This is a genomic window from Streptomyces canus (assembly GCF_001514145.1).
GTDB lineage: Bacteria > Actinomycetota > Actinomycetes > Streptomycetales > Streptomycetaceae > Streptomyces > Streptomyces canus.
In genome coordinates, this window is sequence record NZ_KQ948685.1 from 43401 (window position 1) to 61179 (window position 17779).

General features: G+C 63.8%; 7 protein-coding genes and 1 pseudogene. 3 read left to right on the forward strand and 5 right to left on the reverse strand.

The genetic code is table 11. The annotated features are described in order from the left end of the window. Positions 1-31 precede the first annotated feature (31 nt). Complete coding sequence (locus tag AQJ46_RS48425; RefSeq protein WP_059211745.1) at positions 32-802, forward strand: IS5/IS1182 family transposase; 771 nt, start codon at positions 32-34, stop codon at positions 800-802. A gap of 39 nt (positions 803-841) precedes the next feature. Here the strand turns inward: AQJ46_RS48425 and AQJ46_RS58080 are convergent, their stop codons facing one another. Both AQJ46_RS58080 and AQJ46_RS53525 read right to left on the reverse strand, forming a co-directional pair. Further along, complete coding sequence (locus AQJ46_RS58080; RefSeq protein ID WP_225887636.1) at positions 842-1318, reverse strand: hypothetical protein; 477 nt, start codon at positions 1316-1318, stop codon at positions 842-844. A 384-nt stretch (positions 1319-1702) separates the two neighbouring features. Continuing rightward, on the reverse strand, positions 1703-4177 hold the full coding sequence (locus AQJ46_RS53525) for a right-handed parallel beta-helix repeat-containing protein (RefSeq protein WP_079072804.1): 2475 nt from the start codon (positions 4175-4177) through the stop codon (positions 1703-1705). Positions 4178-4516: 339 nt separating this feature from the next. Between AQJ46_RS53525 and AQJ46_RS54995 the strand changes: the two are divergent. After that, a pseudogene (locus AQJ46_RS54995) lies at positions 4517-4661 on the forward strand (IS110 family transposase); the annotation flags it as partial. Positions 4662-4726: 65 nt separating this feature from the next. Here the strand turns inward: AQJ46_RS54995 and AQJ46_RS48440 are convergent. Both AQJ46_RS48440 and AQJ46_RS58085 read right to left on the reverse strand, forming a co-directional pair. Next, positions 4727-6112: a transposase gene (locus AQJ46_RS48440; RefSeq protein WP_225887641.1), complete on the reverse strand. Its 1386-nt coding sequence runs from the start codon at positions 6110-6112 to the stop codon at positions 4727-4729. Then, on the reverse strand, positions 6018-7787 hold the full coding sequence (locus tag AQJ46_RS58085) for a DUF4158 domain-containing protein (RefSeq protein ID WP_159064223.1): 1770 nt from the start codon (positions 7785-7787) through the stop codon (positions 6018-6020). Before AQJ46_RS58085 ends, AQJ46_RS48440 begins: the two co-directional genes overlap by 95 nt. A gap of 1161 nt (positions 7788-8948) precedes the next feature. On the opposite strand from AQJ46_RS58085, the gene AQJ46_RS55915 reads away from it, so the two are divergent. After that, complete coding sequence (locus AQJ46_RS55915) at positions 8949-9632, forward strand: hypothetical protein (protein WP_159064224.1); 684 nt, start codon at positions 8949-8951, stop codon at positions 9630-9632. Between the two features lie 468 nt (positions 9633-10100). Here the strand turns inward: AQJ46_RS55915 and AQJ46_RS48455 are convergent, their stop codons facing one another. Continuing rightward, positions 10101-17537, reverse strand: coding sequence for an FG-GAP-like repeat-containing protein (locus tag AQJ46_RS48455; protein WP_079072805.1), 7437 nt, complete (start codon positions 17535-17537; stop codon positions 10101-10103). Between the last annotated feature and the right edge of the window lie 242 nt (positions 17538-17779).

Below are 17779 nucleotides of genomic sequence, written 5' to 3' on the forward strand. Positions count from 1 at the left end.
GCCCGTAGACCACCGATGAGATGATCTTGGTGTGGCTGGTGTGATCACGGCGTCGGAGCCGTCCTGGATAACCCCGTTCTCCGGGATGAGCCCTCGTCAGTTCAGCAAGCTGATCACCGCTCTGCGGCGTGAGGGTGCGGATCCGGTGCGCAAGGGCCGGCCGTGGAGCCTGTCTCTGGAGGACCGTGTGCTCCTGGTCGCTGCCTACTGGCGGACGAATCTGACGCTGCGCCAACTGGCTCCACTGTTCGGGGTGTCCAAGTCGGCAGCCGACCGCATCATCGACCACCTCGGGCCGTCGCTCGCGCTCCAGCAGCGCCAACGGTTCCGCAAGGACACCGTGCTGATTGTGGACGGCACCCTGGTCCCCACCCGCGACCACCAGGTGGCGGAGCAGTCGAAGAACTACCGCTACTCCACCAACCACCAGGTCGTCATCGACGCCGACACCCGGCTCGTCGTCGCCGTTGGCCGGCCACTGCCGGGCAACCGCAACGACTGCAAGGCGTGGGAACTGTCCGGAGCCAAGGATGCCGTCGGCGACACAACAGTGATCGCAGATGGCGGCTACCGAGGCACCGGCCTGGTCATCCCACACCGCCGCGAACGAGGTCAGGCCGAACTCCCGGCCTGGAAGGAGGAACACAACACCTCCCACCGCAAGGTCCGCGCCCGCGTCGAGCACGTCTTCGCCCGCATGAAGACCTGGAAGATCCTCCGCGACTGCCGCCTGAGAGGCAACGGAGTTCACCACGCCATGCTCGGCATTGCCCGCCTGCACAACCTCGTCCTTGCCGGGTGACACGGAATCCAGCAGGTCACTCAACCTGCGAAAGATCATTTACGGGACAGCCCTTAGGGCCTTGGTGCGGTCCGGCGGCGCCGGCCGCCGCTCGATGCCGATTGTGGGATCGCCTTCGATCCAGCCCTGGCGGTGCCACCAGCCGATCGCCTTGCGCGCGATGGACAGCTCGCGGTTGACGGTGTCGGCGTCCATCTCGTCCGCCCGCGCCGCCGCCAGTTCGGCCAGCACCTCCGGCAGCGCCGGGTCGTCGATCGCCGCGACGGGGAAGACGGGCGGCTTCGCGCCCCGGCGGGCGGGTCCGGTCGGCGCGGGTTCGCCGGTGAGCATCCACCCCCACGTCGTCAGCGAGATCCGGTAGATCCGCGCGGAGGACTTCGCGATGCCCGCGCCGGTGAGATACCGCTCGACCGCCGCGGTGTACGACGCCGGCGGGGCGGACAGCTGCACCACCCGGGCGCGCGGCAACCGAAGTACGCCCCCGGCCCCGAGTTTGGTCACTGGTTCGATCGTCACGCCCGCCCCGCCCCACTCAGCGCTGCCGCAGTAAATGCGTACACCTCACCCCCGGTGGCCGGAACACCCCGCCGCAGGTCGTGGTGATCACGGTAGAGGCCCTGCCGCAGTAAATCCGGTATTTACTGCGGCACCACCCTGACGAGCCAACAGGTGCGGGAGGTCCGGTAAGCAGAACCGCCGCTCATGCGTTCCCTGCACGGTGTCATACCGTCACGACGTGTGTGTGCTCGCATAGTTGGCGACACAAGAATCATGCTGGAACACGCTCCGCCTCGGAAGTGCCACTGGCCCGCTGCGCCATCAACGTCCACCACGCTCAGCTCACTCAATGGCGGAGTCGATGATTGCGGCATCCCCGGTATCAGCTCCGTCCACCTCCGCTTACTCTCCCAACAGGTGCGCCGCTCTCAGCTTGGCAAGAAGTGCGTTGAAATCAGCCCTCAGATGGTCAATGTCCAACGCGTGCGAGTCCTTCTGATCTGGCACGCACTGTGGAATCGGTTCAAGGTACTTTTTGTTTGCGGGATCATCCAAGTCATAGAGCGTCTGCCACTCTAGGCATTTATCCTCAGTCTTATCACCGACAGTTTGGCTCCAACGCGGCTCACTTTGACCGGAGACGTTGAGGTGTGGGTTCAACGGGCGCGGGTTCAATCCGTCCTCCCTGTACGCCTTCAGTCGATACAAGAAGCCATTGGCGGGCGTGGGGGGCCTCGGCTTGACGGTTTGCCCTATGCTGTAGTGCGTCCCGGGAACCCAGGGTTTACAATGCCCCTCTGACCCCCGTCCACACGCAGCCGCCACCGCCCACCCGATCGGGCCTTGGCGCGTTGCATCATTGTAAGCATTGAGAATCAGATCACCCGGGCTGTAGAAGTTGCAGCTACCCACAGTAGTAGTGTACGGATTTCCGCTATAAACAACACCGATTCGCCGCTCACCGTGATCAAATTGTCCAATCCACGCTTCCGGAAGCATCAGCGCTCCGGGAACCGGACCGTTTTCGTACGCGGTTTGATAGTACATATGGAAAGGCGTTCCACTCAGAAGGGACGTTTCAATCCTGCCCCTGCGAGCGTCAGAAGGGAGATCTGTCCGGACTTCGGTACGGAAGAGTGAATCTCCGCCGACGGGTTGCAACTTGCCGTCCACCATCATGGACTGAATATCCTGAATGATCGCGGGATTCACATTACTTCCGAGGGTGTTGGACGTTACGGGGCTAGGCGGGCATGGGCCCAAGCATTCCCATGTCACACCGTCACCTTTTGCGCCATCTTGTGTCAGGCCCCCGAACGTTGGGACCTCCGTGAACCATTCACGAGGCATACCGGTCGGGTTTGCCAAACTAGCTCCGAGAGTATGGCCGCCGACTTTTGCTTCAAATAGGTATCCTAGCGCCTTTGGGGTTGGTTGGCCTGGTTTGGGCGGGGGCGGCGTCGTCTGCTCGCCCTTATCTATATCGATCCCACCGATGACGCCCCGATAATATTGCACTTTGGAAAAGTTATTTAGCACTTTCAAAGCAGAGGGTCCATGTCCTCCACGGACGGGGCCGTAGCCCCAGTACGTTGAGTCGGGGGTGATGTCCATGTCCCCTCCGACTACAGCGATGGGCCCCTTGAATACCGCTGGTGCATCAATCTCGGCGTAGCAGCCGAGGTATACGGAGTAGGAACTACTCGGGCGTTCACAGCTGATGTTTCGGTGTTTGTTTGCTGCAGTGTGACACGAAACGAAGGTGCAGCCCAAGCGCGAATTGTCGCAAATTCCATCACGTCCATTTGATGAGGCATCAACGTTCGTAACTAGTATGGTACTGGCGTTGTCGTTGCCCAGGCTGCCGATGTCGAGCCCATTTTGGCCATTGCTGGTAAGGCGGCAATCACGTATCTGCACGCCGCTGGCGTTAACCACCGGTGCGACCTCGCTTGAGGATATCTCTATTCCGTTACGCCTGAAACTGACAACGCTCATTCTCTCAATGCATGCGCCGGTCGCCATAACCCGTATGCCATCCATCTGCGGAGCCTGGAAGGTGGCGGCAGGCGTCCCTTGAGCGGGGATCGAATGGAGGGCGAGCTGACGAAGCACGGCATAGTCCGCCCGTCCGCGAGGGGGCCTCATGGCCAATCCGGTCCCATAGCCCACCAGGGCAATTGCGCAATAAACGGTCTCCCGCGCTGTCCCCCCGCCGACTTCACCGATTTTAGTCGAGACAGAGAGGTTGAAATTTCCGGATTTGACATCTGCGAGTATGCGACTGGTTTCGTCATGATAGGCAAGGCCGGCCCCCTCCAGAATGCAACCGTTTGAGATAACGAGAGGCTTCTTAATGCGGTATTCTCCCGGCGGGAGGTAGACGACACTGCCGTCGGTAGTGCCGAGTCGCATCGCGCAGTCCAGGGCGCTTTGGATCGCGTCTGCGTCGTCGGCGTTTTCGTCGGTTTTGCCGTTTCCCACTGCTCCGAAGTCGAGCACGTTCAAGCGCGTGTCGCGGCGGGGGCGGATTGTCACCGTGCCTGAAGCATCGCAGTCGCCGATCCAGTTCGGAGCGCTCACGCATTCCTTACTTGCAGCGCGGACGAGCTGTCCCGAACTGTTGATGCCAACCGCGCCGAACCTAGGGACCGAACCTACCTCGGGGCCCAGGCTGCGAAGGGTGAAAAGACCACTTACTTGAACTTTGACGGGGTCGTTGGCACGCAACGCCGTTTCCAGCGCAACCCCGAAGAACGGACCGGTATGAAACTTCTCGGCCTCGGCAGTAGCAGGGGTGACGGTGCGTGATCCTGTGGTGCGGACCGCCTGGCCGGCATTGATGCGCTGTGCGGCTTTCATGTTTTCGATGTCCATCGGAACGTCCCTGCCGTCGAGGCTTCGTCGGTCGGACGGGTCGGCGTGAGCGCGGCCGAAGCGCGCGAGTATCCCGACCTCGGAGGCGAAGGCCGGTACCCTTCGGCAGTGCACGCAACACAACACCGTTTAGGGCCTCTTGCACTATTCGCCCTTTCCACGTTAGGCGTGATCACCGGCCTGCGCACTTCGCCAAGGCCCGATGGCCGTCCCGACCGCGATCATGCTGATCAAGACCGAGTGCATCCACGGCCGGGTGTTTCGCCACCAGGGCCGGCTCCAACTCCCTGGCCAGTACCACACCGAAGCAGTTGGGAGCACGATGCCGACATCGGCGACATGAGCGTCCTCCTCGGGATGGACGTCCGCAAGACCGCTCACCAATGGCCACGGACTCATCCCGGCCGGCAATAAGGTCTTCGACAAGCAGCTGCCCAACAGTGAGCCAAAGCTGCGGGCCGTCTTCGACAAAGTGGTTGCAGAGCGCGCCATTGGAGCTCGGGTGCCCTTTCGGCTGCACTGGCGCAGTTCATGGCACGGACCACACCGTCACGCGGCCATCCGCAGCCGCCCTACCGCTTCGTTCTCGGGCGGCTCCATGTCCAGGTGCCAGGTACCGAAGCGGCGGGTCTTGCTGGTGATGTACGGGGTGACGGTGGCCAGGTCCACCGGGTCCACCTCCCACCCCTCGTCGATGAGGTCATTGGCCACCTTCGTAATGTCCACCGCGGTATGAAAAATGAGGCAGTTCGCCAGCAGCTCGTTGAACTTGATGGTCTTCTCCTGGTGGTCCGGGTCGTTGTCCTGGAGCACGTCGGAGGCGAACATCAGCCAGTTGCTGAACTTGTGGAACGCCTCGACCTTGTTCGTCATCGCCTGGATCGACTCGCGCAGCTCCGGTTCCGACAAGAACCTGAGGAGCACGATCGTCCTCATGACCCGGCCGAGCTCGCGGTACACCTGGTAGATGCGGTTGCGCCTGGACTCGTTGCCCAGCCTGCGCAGCAGCGCGGCCGAGGACAACCGCCCGTCGCGGATCGACAGCACCACGCGCATGAGGTCCTGCCAGTGGTTCTCGATCAGCCGCCAGTTGATGACGTCCTTCTGCGGGTCGCCGAACAGCGGGTCGATGTGCTGGTACTTCATCATGGCGCTGGGCCGGTAGAAAGTCAGGTCCTTCCAGTTGCGGATGCGCGGCAGCAGCTCCACCCCGAGCATGTGCGCGAGCCCGAAGACAGGCAGCGACTGACCTTGCGTGTCCCCGTGGACGATGTCCACGGTCACCTCGGACTGGTTCTTCAACAGGCCCTCGAACAGATACACCGCCTCCCACACGCCACACGGGATGAAGTGGCTGAAGAGCGCGATATAGGTATCGGACACGTGCCTCATCGAGATGCCACCAAATCCCCCATACCGGATGTGGGACTCGGCCAGCATGTTGTTCTCCCAGGTGTCGTACTGGGAGCCGTCGATCCCGGCCTTGCCGACATCGCCCCACACGTGCGCCAGGTCGAGCTGAATGAACATGTCGATCACGTCCGCCGAGGCGGCGTTCAGCTTTTCCGCGGTGATGTGCTGGTTGCCCGCCAGTGACAGCTCGTGCACCGAGACCTTCTGCCGCATGTGCCGCGCGACCTGCGCGGGCCCCGCGTTGGTCCCGTAGCAGAAGACCGTCAGGACATAGCGGGCGAGTTTGTCGCGGATCTTCGGATCGCTTCCGGAGGCCGGGCCGAAGTGCCGCCACCACCGGATCCAGTACGCCGTGCGGGCGAGCACGTCCAGCAGGCTCCACTCCGGCAGCCGGCGCAGGATCTCCGCCTCCAGGGCCTGCGCGGACTTACGGCGGTCTTTGCCCTTGCGCGGGGTGAGCACGATTTTCCCCGACGCGGTGTCGATGGTCAGGTCCGCGTTGTCCGGGTACCCGGCGTCCACCTTCGCGGCCGTGGCGGTGAGCTTCTGCTTCAGCGCCGCGGTGAACGCCGGGGCGGTGGCGGGCAGCCCAGCCTGCTCGCAGTAGTCGGCAACCAGCGGCTCGCACGCCCGCCAGGACAGCAGCTGGTCGTGCAGGTTGGCGTACGACTGTGAGCCGATGACCGCCACGTCTCCGGTCCGCAGCTCCTGGGTGAGGTAGAAGAGCGTGCACACCTCGAAGTGCCGCCAGTTGATCTTCCCCGGCTTGTGCCTGTCGAACAGAATGCGCTGCCACATCTGCGAGGCGAAGTCGGCCGAGACCGTCTTCGTCCTCTCGGTGCCGTCCTCCTGGGCGACTGTGTGGGTCACCGGCACCCACTGGCTGCCGCGGTGCCGCATGGCCTGGCAGAACCCCACCGCCTGGAGCACCGTGTCGTCGGTGGAGGTGGCGACCATCGACAAGGTCTCGGGTCAGGTCGAGCAGAACCTTACGGTGGCTGCGGAAGTGCCGCCGCATCAGCGGCGCGTAGTTGTCGCCGTGGTGGGCGGAGACCAGTTCGTGGTCCTCCGAGAGCTTGGCCAGCCCGCCGGCCTTTTCCAGCCGCTCCAGCACCGCCTTGCCGCACTCGGCGTGCACCGCGTTCTGCTTGCGGGCACTGGTGGGGACGGTGACCGACTCCCCGTCGAAGCCGACCGCGTCCTTGGCCGCCTCCAGCACCTCACCCAGCACCGCGATCAGCCGCTCGGACTCCGCCCGGTGCCGCTCACGGATCTTCTCCAGACCCTCCTTCACCTTCTTCGTGATCGACCCCATGCGCTTGCACAGCATCGTCACCAGCTCGTCCCGGGCCCGCACCTTCGCCATGTGCAACAGACTCGCCAGCAGCGCACACCGCTTCACCATGCCGACCTTGGACATCTCGGCGGCGTCCAGCACCTTCGCCTGCCCGGCGAAGTGCTCCACCTTCCCCGGCGGAACCCCCTGAAGCCATGTCGCCGTCGCCCCCAGCGCTTCCAGCCTGTCCAGGTGGGCAAGGTGCTCGCGCAGGTGGGAGACCGTCGGCGCCTTCGCCGGGCGCTTCAGCTCGTCGAACCTGCTGCGACCGCCCGCAGGCAACCGCAGCAGTCCCAGCAACCGGGCGCGGTCGACCTCGTCCATCCGCGACACGATCGCTGCGAAGAAGTCCTCGTTCGCCTCGGTCCTGATCGCCGAGGCCATCTCGTCCAGCGTGCTGTAGCCGGGCAGCTCCATCCTCGCCTTGACCAGCTTCTCCAGCGCCACGTTGATCAGGTCGGCCGGGTTGTCCTTGGTCTGCACGGCCTCCCTAATCGCTGCCGCGGCGACCTGGCGGGCCTTCTCCATGTCGTAGGCCACGCCGATCCGTTCACGGATGAAGTCCCGCTGCCGCGCAGCCGTACGCACCGAGTCGTGCCGCGGTGACACGCTCTCGTCCTGCTCCAGCAGACCGCGCACATGCCCGACCACCAACTCCGGCACCTCGCCCAGATCCGGGAAGTAGCCCAGCTTCTGGTAGCTCTTCAGCAGCACTACCAGCGCCAGCAGATGCTCCGGCGAGCGCGCCTTGCCTCGCGCCCACGCCACCTCGGCCGTGCCGGGGGTGAACGCCTCGTGCAACTCGCGAGAGGAGATCGTGCGCTTGAACCGCGGATACGCGGTACGTTCCACCGAAGCCATGCGCCGCATGATCTCGGCCGCTCACTCATACGAAGCACACGCAGCCGAGTCGATCACAGACACCACAAGCACATGACCAGGGAAGAAGCCCCAGCCACCCCGCCGCGAATCATCGGAAGAACCCACGAACGGGTGATCCGCCGGTGGGCCAGCGAGCTTCAGATCACCACCGCAGACGGCCTACGGCACGTTTCCGGCGTATTCCGGCTGGCCTCCCAGTACGGCACTCGGCTGGCGCCTCGCCACCCAGAACATGCCCATCCGGCCCGCCCGTGCCACCGCCCTCGTCCAGCACCTGCCCCCAGCCGTCCTCGCACCAATGCTCGGCCTCCACATCGTGACCGTAGAGAAGTGGCGCCACCGCGCGGGCACTGACTGGACCGCCTACCTCAAGGCCGGACCACCGTCCCGCCGTCCGGCAGCGTCTCCACAGCCCGCCGGCTCCGCTGCGGTCAACCTCACGACCGCCACGCCGATGAGGTAACTAGCCGACGGTCATCTCACCCCCTGCTCGGGGTGGCCTCAGAATTGTCCGGCTTGATTTCCCAGGCGGTCCCGGCTCCCGCTTTGCAGCATACGGAACTTCCCCGGTCCGTCGGACACCGCCGACATGGCAGATCGGGAGGTGACGCAACATCAGGGGCACCGTGATCTGGTCGATACGTCTCAGTCCGCCTCGCGCTGCCGGGTGGTTTGGGGGCTTCACCTGATCCGGGATGCCGAAAGTCCACCGCTTCTCCAATTGGGTGCGCTCAGCGCGCGCCACCGTTCCATTCCCGTTACAGTCGCAGAGGACAAATAGAAGACAGAGGAAAGGTGCACCAATGGCCGTCGTCCCATGCCGTCGAAATGATGGCGGACTCTGCAAGGAACCAGATCTAGCAGACTCAGCTCCGGCTGCACTGGTAATGGAAGGAAATATCTCGCTGGTCTCCCAGCCTCTGATCAACCGACTATTTCCAGACGGGTTCGAGTTGGAGTCAGGCAACGGGGTATTCCTCGCTGAAATGTCTGATGAACAGTACACGGCGAACGTCTATGAAGCGATGTTCACCCCTGATCGGACACCGCTTCAGTACGCTTTGCTGGAGGCAATTGGGGATGATGATGGGGTCCTAGTGGCATGCGATTGCGGCCATCGCTACGTATACAGGATCCGCCATGTCTGATCCCAGCACGCAAGGCCAGCCGCCTGATCGCATCGCTAGAGACCCTCTTACGTATGGTGAACAGATCACAGTCGCAAGCTACGAGGAGGGCGTTAAAGCGGCTCTAGCATCAACCGACTCAGCATGCGAGAAGATTCTCACAGCAGCGATCTCGCTCACCACCGTCTACGGTGCAGTTATCGCTCTGGTGGTACCGAAGGATCAAACAACAGACTGGAAAGCAGTGCCGCCTTTTGCCGGGTTCGCGCTGGCTGTTGTGCTTTGTATGTGGGCTCAAACTCAAGGAATCAAGTTTGCTCCAGACGACGGAACGGACACACTGAAGTCACACATCACGGGGATCATTGACAAGAAGAGGAAGAAGGCGGTTGGGGCAGTTATCGTGCTCGCCATTTCGTTGATTGGCGCCGGTGTTGTAGTGAGCCTACTGTACGGCAAGGCCCCAAGCGAGGAAAAGGCACAAAAGGCCAGCATTACACTATCTCCGGAAGCGCACCGAGCCGTATCTCGAGAATGTGGGAGTATCGCGAATCCCGTGCAAGGCACGATTGAAGAAGCTGATCTGCCGACAGGTTCGGTAACGATCTCAGTGAGTGCAAAAGAGTGCCCTAATGGGACTCACAAGTTCAGCATCCCTACTCCGTCTGTGATGCTAGTCCAGATTGCTACGCCCTGACGTTGCCGCCCATTTATCTGGAACCGAGTTCGGGTGCGGATCCGCGCCCTGCCCAACGACCAGGGCGCGCCGAACAGTCTGATCGCGGCCTCCGGAAGCTCTAGTGGAGTCCGCGCGTGTTCCCGGAGGCTGCTCGGCGGCTGTGAACCTGCATCTCAGCAGGCAGATCGCCCCGTGCTCACCCTTCACCCGATGGTTAGATATCTGCAGTATTCGCAGATTCTGGGAGCGATCGCCGTAATCTGCGGCGTCGTGCCAGATTTCGAAACTCGCGTGCTGACGCTCGTGCGCCCCAGGAGTGCGCGGCATCGCCACCCGCTACGAGAAGACAGCCACGATCTACCGGGCCGGACTCCACGTCGCAAGCATCTTCCTCTGGTCCGCTCGGTGATCCAAACGAGAGCCCCTAACCCTCTCGCGCGACGATGTTCTAGGGCGGTACGGTCACATAGTGGACCGCCTGAGTTGTCACTCAGACGCATGCCTACTGCGTCGCGCGTTTACCTCATCCCAATACCCCTCAAAGGCGGCATGCCACATTTCTGGAGTCATTTCGCCACTTCCGAAGATCCCCAGACTTGCATCTTGGAACCTATTCCAGGCGACAATGAAGGCTTGGGTTTCCGTCCAGGTGAACTCTTTGTGGGCGAAGGCCATTCCTTGGAAGTAATAGTTGAGTTCCCAGCTATGCAGGGTTTGTCCCCGGAACCTGTAGTGCGCGGGATCGCCCCAGAATATGCTGTCAAACGTGCTGAGATCGAGTAAATTCTCCGGGATTTGAGGATGCATTACGGCAACCTCGTTTGCGACCAGTCGCTCCGTCTCCTCGTCTCCTACGAGTGGGTGCATGGGGTCGGGGGCAGGTGCGTTTTCGTTAGCCGCGTAAAGCGCATCCTGAGAACCTGGATCACTCGCCTCGCTTCCATCTACCAATTTAGCGATCATCGCGGCCATGCCCGGGTCGGGAGCAGGTGGTTCCAGAGGATCAGCGATGGTGATGGCCTCCTCCTTTGGTGTGTCACTCTTGGATCCACTGGAACCGCTGTCCACGACGATCTCAAGGCCTTCGTCGTCTCGGAAGGTAATGTCTCGGGGAGGGCTAAGTGGGTTGCCGTCGTCGTCCAGTCCGGTCTGCGCGTCCGATGCTGCGGCCTCTGCGCAGAGGCATTGGTCTGCGGGCTCGAAGTTTTGCAGCTTCCGGGCTTCTTGCTCTCCGGCGTCTTTTTCCACGTGCCCGGTTGAGTCCCAGGTGTTAATGGGATCCGCGCTGCCGTAGCCGTACCGGTTGAGTGCCTGCGGCCGTGCAACGTCGGCAATGACTGTGTCCGGCGCCGTGAACTGGCCGAGTTCCGGTTCGTAGAAGCGGGCGTTCATGTAAAGGAGCCTGCTTGCGGGGTCGCTGCGGTGGCCCTGCCATCGGTGCTGCTCGGGGCTCTGCAGGTTGTCCGGGCGTTCTGCTCCGAACGGCGCGTAATTGTGGCGCGCGGTGATGCGCTGTTGGGAATCGGTGACGGTGCGGGTGGAGTGCTGGTGGTCCTGTAGGAGGTAGGACACGTCGCCGCTCGCATTGCGGGTGGCGACGATCTGGTCGCCTGCCCAGTAGTAGCGGGTTAGGCCGGTGGCTGTCTGCTCAAGAAATCGGCCGAGGAAGCGGGTGATGTCCTGTCCCTCTGTCTGTTTCGCGAGTTGTCCGCTGGCGTTGTAGGAGTAAGTGCTGGTGGTCGCGCTGGTGGTGATCTGACCGGGCATGCCGTTGGGGAGCCAGTCCATCGTGAGTTGACGGCCTGAAGGGTCTTTTAGGGCCGTGAGTTGTCCGGCCTCGTCGTAGGTGCGTTGGTGTCCGGCGCTGGTTGAGGTCACGGCGTGTGCGTGATCGGCGTCTTCGTACTTGTAGGTCCCTGCGGAGAGTGTGTGGGTCACCCGTCCGAGTTCGTCGTAGGCGTAGGTCGACGGGGGCGTGCCTGGAGTCGTGCTGGTGGTGTGCCGGATGAGTCGTCCCAGTTCGTCGTATCCGTACGTCTGCGTATCGGGCTGCGGTTGAGCCGGAGTGGGGTTGTAGGTGACGGTCTGGGTGATGCGTCCGGTGGCGTCATGGTCGGTGTAGTCGGCCCTGTACAGAGGCGTAGTCGGGTTCTGTGGTGAAGTCAGAGCCTGGCTGGTGAGCCACTGGCGGTCGGGGTCGTACGTGAACGTCTCCTGGAGGCCGTTACCGTAGGTCTGCTCTGTCACGTGGCCGGCTGCGTCGCGTCGAATGTTGGTGAGGTAGGAACCGACAGAGACGAGGCGGCCGGAGTTGTCGTAGCGGTAGCGGACGTGCTCGCCGTCGGGATTGTTCGGATCGGGGTAGTGCAGATCGCTGAGGCGTCCCGCGACGTCGTAGGCGTAGCGCATTGACTGGCATACATCGTCGACGCAGTGCTTGGTGTGGGTGGGGCGGCCTGCAGCGTCGTACCAGATGCGGTCGCTGCCGGTCCCTGAGCCGAGCGGCCCGGAGCTGTAGTTGGTCAGGACCAGTCGGCCGATGCTATCGCCCTGGGGCTGGCCGGTGCGGGGATCGCGGTCATAGACCCAGCGGGAGATGTGGGCATCGTCCTTCGGCGAGACCTCCTTGAGCCCGGTGGGGCGTCCTGCCGCGTCGTAGCTCCATGTGTGGGTGCCGCGCGCGTCGGTCTCGGTGTCGAGGAGTCCGTCGGCGCGCCATTTCAGGGTGCGTAGTCCGCGGTCGGGGTCGGTGACGGTGGTAGGCCTGCCGAGTGCATCGCGGATGAGTGCTGTCTGGTCGCCGAGGGGGTTGGTGATGGTGGTCAGTTGGTCGAGGAGATCGTGATCGTATGAGGTGCTCAGGGAGGTCAGGGCGCAGGCGGGGCATAGGCGCACCTGCTGGTCGACCTTGCTGACGCGGCCGAGTCCGTCGTAGTGGGTGGTGGTGAGATTGCCGTTTTCGTCGCGGTCTTCGACCTTCCCAACTTGGTAGGCACGGCGCTGTGTGTCCCCGGAGCCGGGATGGGTGAGAGTGGTCGGGCGATGGGCTGCGTCGTAGGAATAGCGAGTCCATCGTGGGTTCTGGCTCGCTGTTCGGGGCAGGGAGGTGGCGGCTGGCTGGCTGGAGGCGTCCGCGTACGTGATGTCTGTGACGATGGCGTCCTGCGGCGAAGCAGTGGTGCCTTCTGCACGAGTTCGGTATGGGCGGCCGAGGCCGTCGACCAGTGTCTCGCTCCACAACACCTGGTCGCCGCCGCTGGCACCAGTGGTTTCAGTGCGAACGCGCTGGCGTGCCGTATCCGGGCCGGTGAATGTTCCAAGATCCAGGTAGCTGGTGGTCGTGGTGGTCCGGTCGGGTCCCGTAACGGTAAGCGGGCGGCCGTGGGGGTCGTAGGTAGAGGTCACAGTCCGGCCGTTGGGGTCGGTGCTGGTGTGGGGCAGACCATGAGTCTCGTCCCAGCGCAGGGTGGTGCAGCCGACGGGGGTGCATTGGGCCTCGGGGAACAGACCGCGTCCGGGATCGTACTTGCTGCTGGTGGTGATGCCCGTCGGGTTCTGGCTGCTCGTGAGGTTGCCGAAGGCGTCGTATCGCAGGAAGGTCTCGGAGGCTGTGTCTGCCCCGATGTCGGAAAAGGCAGTGATGCGAGTCAGATCGCCGTGCGGGCCGGGTGCCTGCTCCCAGGTGCCGTCGTCGTAGCCGAACAGGGTGCGGGCAATGGCCACCCACGTGGTGGGCGAACTCTGCGATGGTGAGGTTGCCTTGAGGACGTCCCGTTTGTAGGGCCTGTTGACGATGTAGTCGGTTGTATTCGGGTGTACAGGGGTTTCGGTGCGCCGGCGTAGCGTGTCGGCCCGCTCCTCAACGGAGATCGTGTTGCCGTACTTGTCGTAGCTCAGGACGTCGTGCTTGTCCCGGCAGGCGGAAGCGAGTTCGCAGGTGCGGTACCGGATGATCTCTGGCAGGCAGGTGTAGGGGGGCTCGTCGCCTGGGGCGGCGAAGCTGACGGATGTCTTGTTGACCAGACCTTCGTCCTCGTCCTCCAAGGTGGTGTCAGAAACGCGCGCGCCGCAGGCTTCGTCCAGGTGTCGCCCTGCCGTGACGATGCTGTCGCCTTGGTCGGCCCGGATGCTGCCATAGCCGATGAGCTCGCTGTAGCGGTTCGACCAGAGGGCCCTTGCGTAACTGAACTGTGCGCGGGCACGGACGGGCGGATGATGTGCCGAGTCGACCGTGGTGACCTCGTCCACCGTGATCGGCATGAAAGCGGCGGGCAGGTAGGAGCGGGCCTCGGCTCGCGCGGCGTAGCGGATGCTCGTCACCGCGCCCATTCCGTTGTCGATTGTGCTCAGACGGTCGTCACCCGCCTGCCAGTGCAAGGTGCGGAGATTGGTGGGTTCCGCACCGCCGAAGTGAGCTGGTTCGGAGACGCCGTCGTGGTCGCTGTCGAGCATGGTCCAGGCCCAGCTGTCTGGCTCAGGCGCGGGGGCATCAGGCTGGTCTACCCAGCGCCAGTTTTCCAGGTGGACGGGATCGCCGGTGTTGATCAGCGTGGAGACCGTGCCCTGTGTGGTGGTTCCGTCGGCGATGCGGGACAGGTGATAGACGTCTGTGCGGCCGTCCTGGTTGACGTCCGCCAGGCGCAGGTTCTTCCGGTCTTCCAGACCATGCTCGGCGGTGCAAGGGGACGGAGCGCCAGCTCGCTCGAGTGCCGACCAGCCGTTAGGCATCCGGAGGAGGCTCTGCAGGCGGATGCAACCGTTGCTGACTACAGGTCGGGCCAGGTCCTGGATTCCGTCTCCGTTGATGTCCGCGGGCTGCAGCTCGCGGGCGAGCGCGGGCTCTGCGGCTGCGAAGGTCCGTTCGGTTTCCTCCTGCCAAGTGCCCGGAGCTTGTGACACCAGACTGCGCACGACGCGGAAGGCGTTGCTGGGCCCTCCGCCGGTCTCGGCGTGGACGAAGTCGTCGACGTGGTCATTGTTAAGGTCCATCTTGCGAAAGCGCTGCACGTCGGGGCGAGTCAGGCGGCCGCCGGCAACTACATCCGAGGTGAACCGGTCATCGGCCGAGGATGTCCAGGTTCCGTCACCCTGCGACCGCAACGTCTCCATGCGTACGCCGCCTGGCACCGTACGGAAGTGCACTAGGTCGGCTGCGCCGTTGCCGTCGAGCGCCGCGGCGCGCCAGGTGTGCATTTCCGGAGCATCGTAGGGAGCAATGGTCCCGTTCTTGCGCCAGGGATAGGTGTGGTGGGCGTCCCAGCCCTGCTCAGTAGAGACCAAGGTGGTGAGGGCTAGGGTTGGTTCACAGCGGGTGCAGGGGCTGTCGCGGGCGACGAGTACGAGGTCGGTGCGGCCGTCGGCTCCGCCGGCCGAACTTGCGACGTCGGCTGCCAACCACCGGCTGGTGTCCGGGACGTCCACGGGCAGGTCGACCGGCTTATGGTCCGGTACGTAGCTGCCGTCCGCTTGCGCGGTCAGAGTGTAGATCTCTACGCCTGGATTGCGGTGGTGTATCGCATACAGGTCCTGGCGGCCGTCGCCGTTGTAGTCAAACGGTTGCCAGCGATGCGGAGCCGGTGGTGCGACCTGGGTGGCCTGGCCCCAGATGCTGTACTGGGGCTGCGCGTTCACCTGTGTGTGCGTGTGGCAGAGCAGATCAGCTTGCCCGTCCCCGTTCAGGTCTGCGGCCGACAGGCGCTCCCAGTCCCCGGCGCAGCTCCTGCTCTTCGGGTCGCGGGTGCCAAGGTCGTTTCGCTCGGCGAAGGTCCCGTCGCCGAGCGAGCGCAGATATCCGGGTGGGCCGCCGGTTATCAGGTCGTCGCGACCGTCGGCGTCCGCGTCCCCGAGTGCCACGTAGCGACTCGCCACAGTGATCTGTGGCCGGGGATCCAGGGCGAATACCGCACCCTTCCTGGACAGTGCGGCGAGGATCGTGGACGTGTCGCCGGGGCTGCTGTAAAGGATGTAGTCAGCTCGCCCGTCAGCGTCGAGATCTCCTGGGGTGAACTGCCAGGGGACGACGACCGAGCGGCTCCAATCGGTGGGGGTGCTCTCCCAAGTGAGCGTTCCGTCAGGCGCGGTTATCCCTGTGAGCAGCAAGACCCTGCCAGCGTGGGGAAGGCCCTGGGCAACCCGTCCCACGAGCATGACATCGCCGCTCCCGCTGGCATCAACATCGCCGACGGCGGCCTGATCGGCGCGCGCCTCTCGCACATCGGGAGGCAGCGGGTTGTCGAAGACGCGCCACGTGCCTTCTGGAGTGGCGTACAGGATCCCGATGCGGTGATGGTGCAGGCAGGTCACATCGCCCAGGCCGTCACCGTTCAGGTCACCAGCTGCGCACGTCACAGGCCGAAGCGGGGACCATGGGGCAGCAAAGTAGCTGTCGTCGATAGTGAACTGCCCGTCCCGTCGGGACACAGCGGCTATCACCTGGCCACGCACCGACATCATCACGATGTCGTCCGCACCGTCGCCGTTGACGTCCGTGACATATCCGCGGCGCGGGCAATCCCGCTTGTGAGCGCTGAGGGAGCTAACTGCGACTTCGCCCCAGCCGTTGCTGGTGCCCAGACGGGCCAAGAGGGAACCGCACGATTGTGACCCGCCCTCCCATGCCGCTACGTCAGTGAGGCGGTCTCCGTTGAAGTCGCCATAGACGGGGTCTGTGGTTACGTTGCTGCAGCCGTGTCCCAGTGGGTCGTTGCACTGTCCGGTGTTGCCGTACACAGTGGTTTCCACGCGGGGGAACTCGCGATTGCCTGGCGCAGCAGTTACCTGCAGCGGTGCGCTGGTGGCAGGCGGTGCGACCCACTTACCCGCTGGGCCCGTCATGGACGGCGTGGTGAAGGTGGCGGCCGGCATGGGCGGGGTGGGGCCGGCACTTACCCTGCCGTCCGGTGCCACGCTGGCATCACCGGCAAAGCGCTGCAGTGAGGCAAGGACCGAATTCCCGGTTAGGGCGCTGCTCTTGTACTGCAGGGCGTACGCCGCCACGAGCTGCCCGTCCATCCGCACAGCGATGGTCCGCAGGCGACTACGGATCTGCTGACTGCCCCTGCTGGTGGCACGTACGACGATGTCGGGGCGCGGTTCCCGGAGGAAGAGGACTTCCGCGCCAGACTTGCACGCTGGCTGCCCCGTCGTACCGCAGGCCACGGTCAGCGCGGCGTAGGTGATCCGCTCCACCCGACAGATCCCCGTGCAGTCGTAGTGGTACGTCACGGTGTTGCCATGAGCATCGACGACTCGATCCAGCAGCCACTGGGCAGCGCGATCCGGTCCCTCGTTGATGGCCTCATACATCAGCCGTGTGCCGTTGCGCTGATGCCGCGTCCAGCGCCCGTCGGCGAACACGATGCGCTCATAGGTCTGTTGATGCGTCTCGTGCGTTCCACCCGTTGCGCACGTCGCTTCGCAGGCGACCAGTTCCATCCCGTCAAGGCGGAAAACGTCCGAGGCATTATGGCGGGCCAGACCGCCATGCGAGCCAGCGCGGCTAACTATGGAGCCTGCGGCCAGCCGCCATCCCATCCCCACGTCTCCGTTGCTGGAGCCGGAGTCGTAGTCCAACGCAATGGGAGGCTCCAGACCATGGAAGCGTGGTACCTCGATGGGGAAAGACTGAGTGAAGGATCCGGTAGCGGAGGGCTGAATGTCCAAGCCGCCCGGCCCCTTCTGCTGGTCTGCGGCGGCCGCTCGCGTCTGCCTCGGCTCCTGCCCGCTTGTCAGTGCTCCGACACTCGTGATCACCATCAGGACCACGATGAGGACGCCCAGGACTCCTCGGCAATTCCGAGACCGGCGCCCTCTGAAGTAGACAGAGCAGACTGCCAGTAGGGCGATGAGAGCGACGAAAGTGCACGCATCTGCACCTGCTACCGACCCCATGACCGCCCCCCTACATTGCCGCAGGCAACGCATGCTGCTGCCAGAGTCGGAGCAACCCACCCTGACCGCCAGCCCATATCCAGCCTGTCCACAGAATTGAGCCAGCCGCCGACATCACTCGTCCATCGGCCCGCTCCGCACCTCATAGCCAACGGTCGAGCACTCGTGGAGCCCTCAGAAAAGGAAGCCACCGAGCTCAAGGCTCGAGGCGCGCGACTTCGCGCGCTGGATGCAGATCGCGGACAAGCCCGTACGCAAGAAGAAGAAACGGCGGT

Coding starts and splice junctions, on each gene's coding strand:
- AQJ46_RS53525 (WP_079072804.1), bottom strand. CDS start 4,177: ATGGACATCGAAAACATGAAAGCCGCACAGCGCATCAATGCCGGCCAG.
- AQJ46_RS58085 (WP_159064223.1), bottom strand. CDS start 7,787: ATGGCTTCGGTGGAACGTACCGCGTATCCGCGGTTCAAGCGCACGATC.
- AQJ46_RS55915 (WP_159064224.1), top strand. CDS start 8,949: ATGTCTGATCCCAGCACGCAAGGCCAGCCGCCTGATCGCATCGCTAGA.
- AQJ46_RS48455 (WP_079072805.1), bottom strand. CDS start 17,537: ATGCGTTGCCTGCGGCAATGTAGGGGGGCGGTCATGGGGTCGGTAGCA.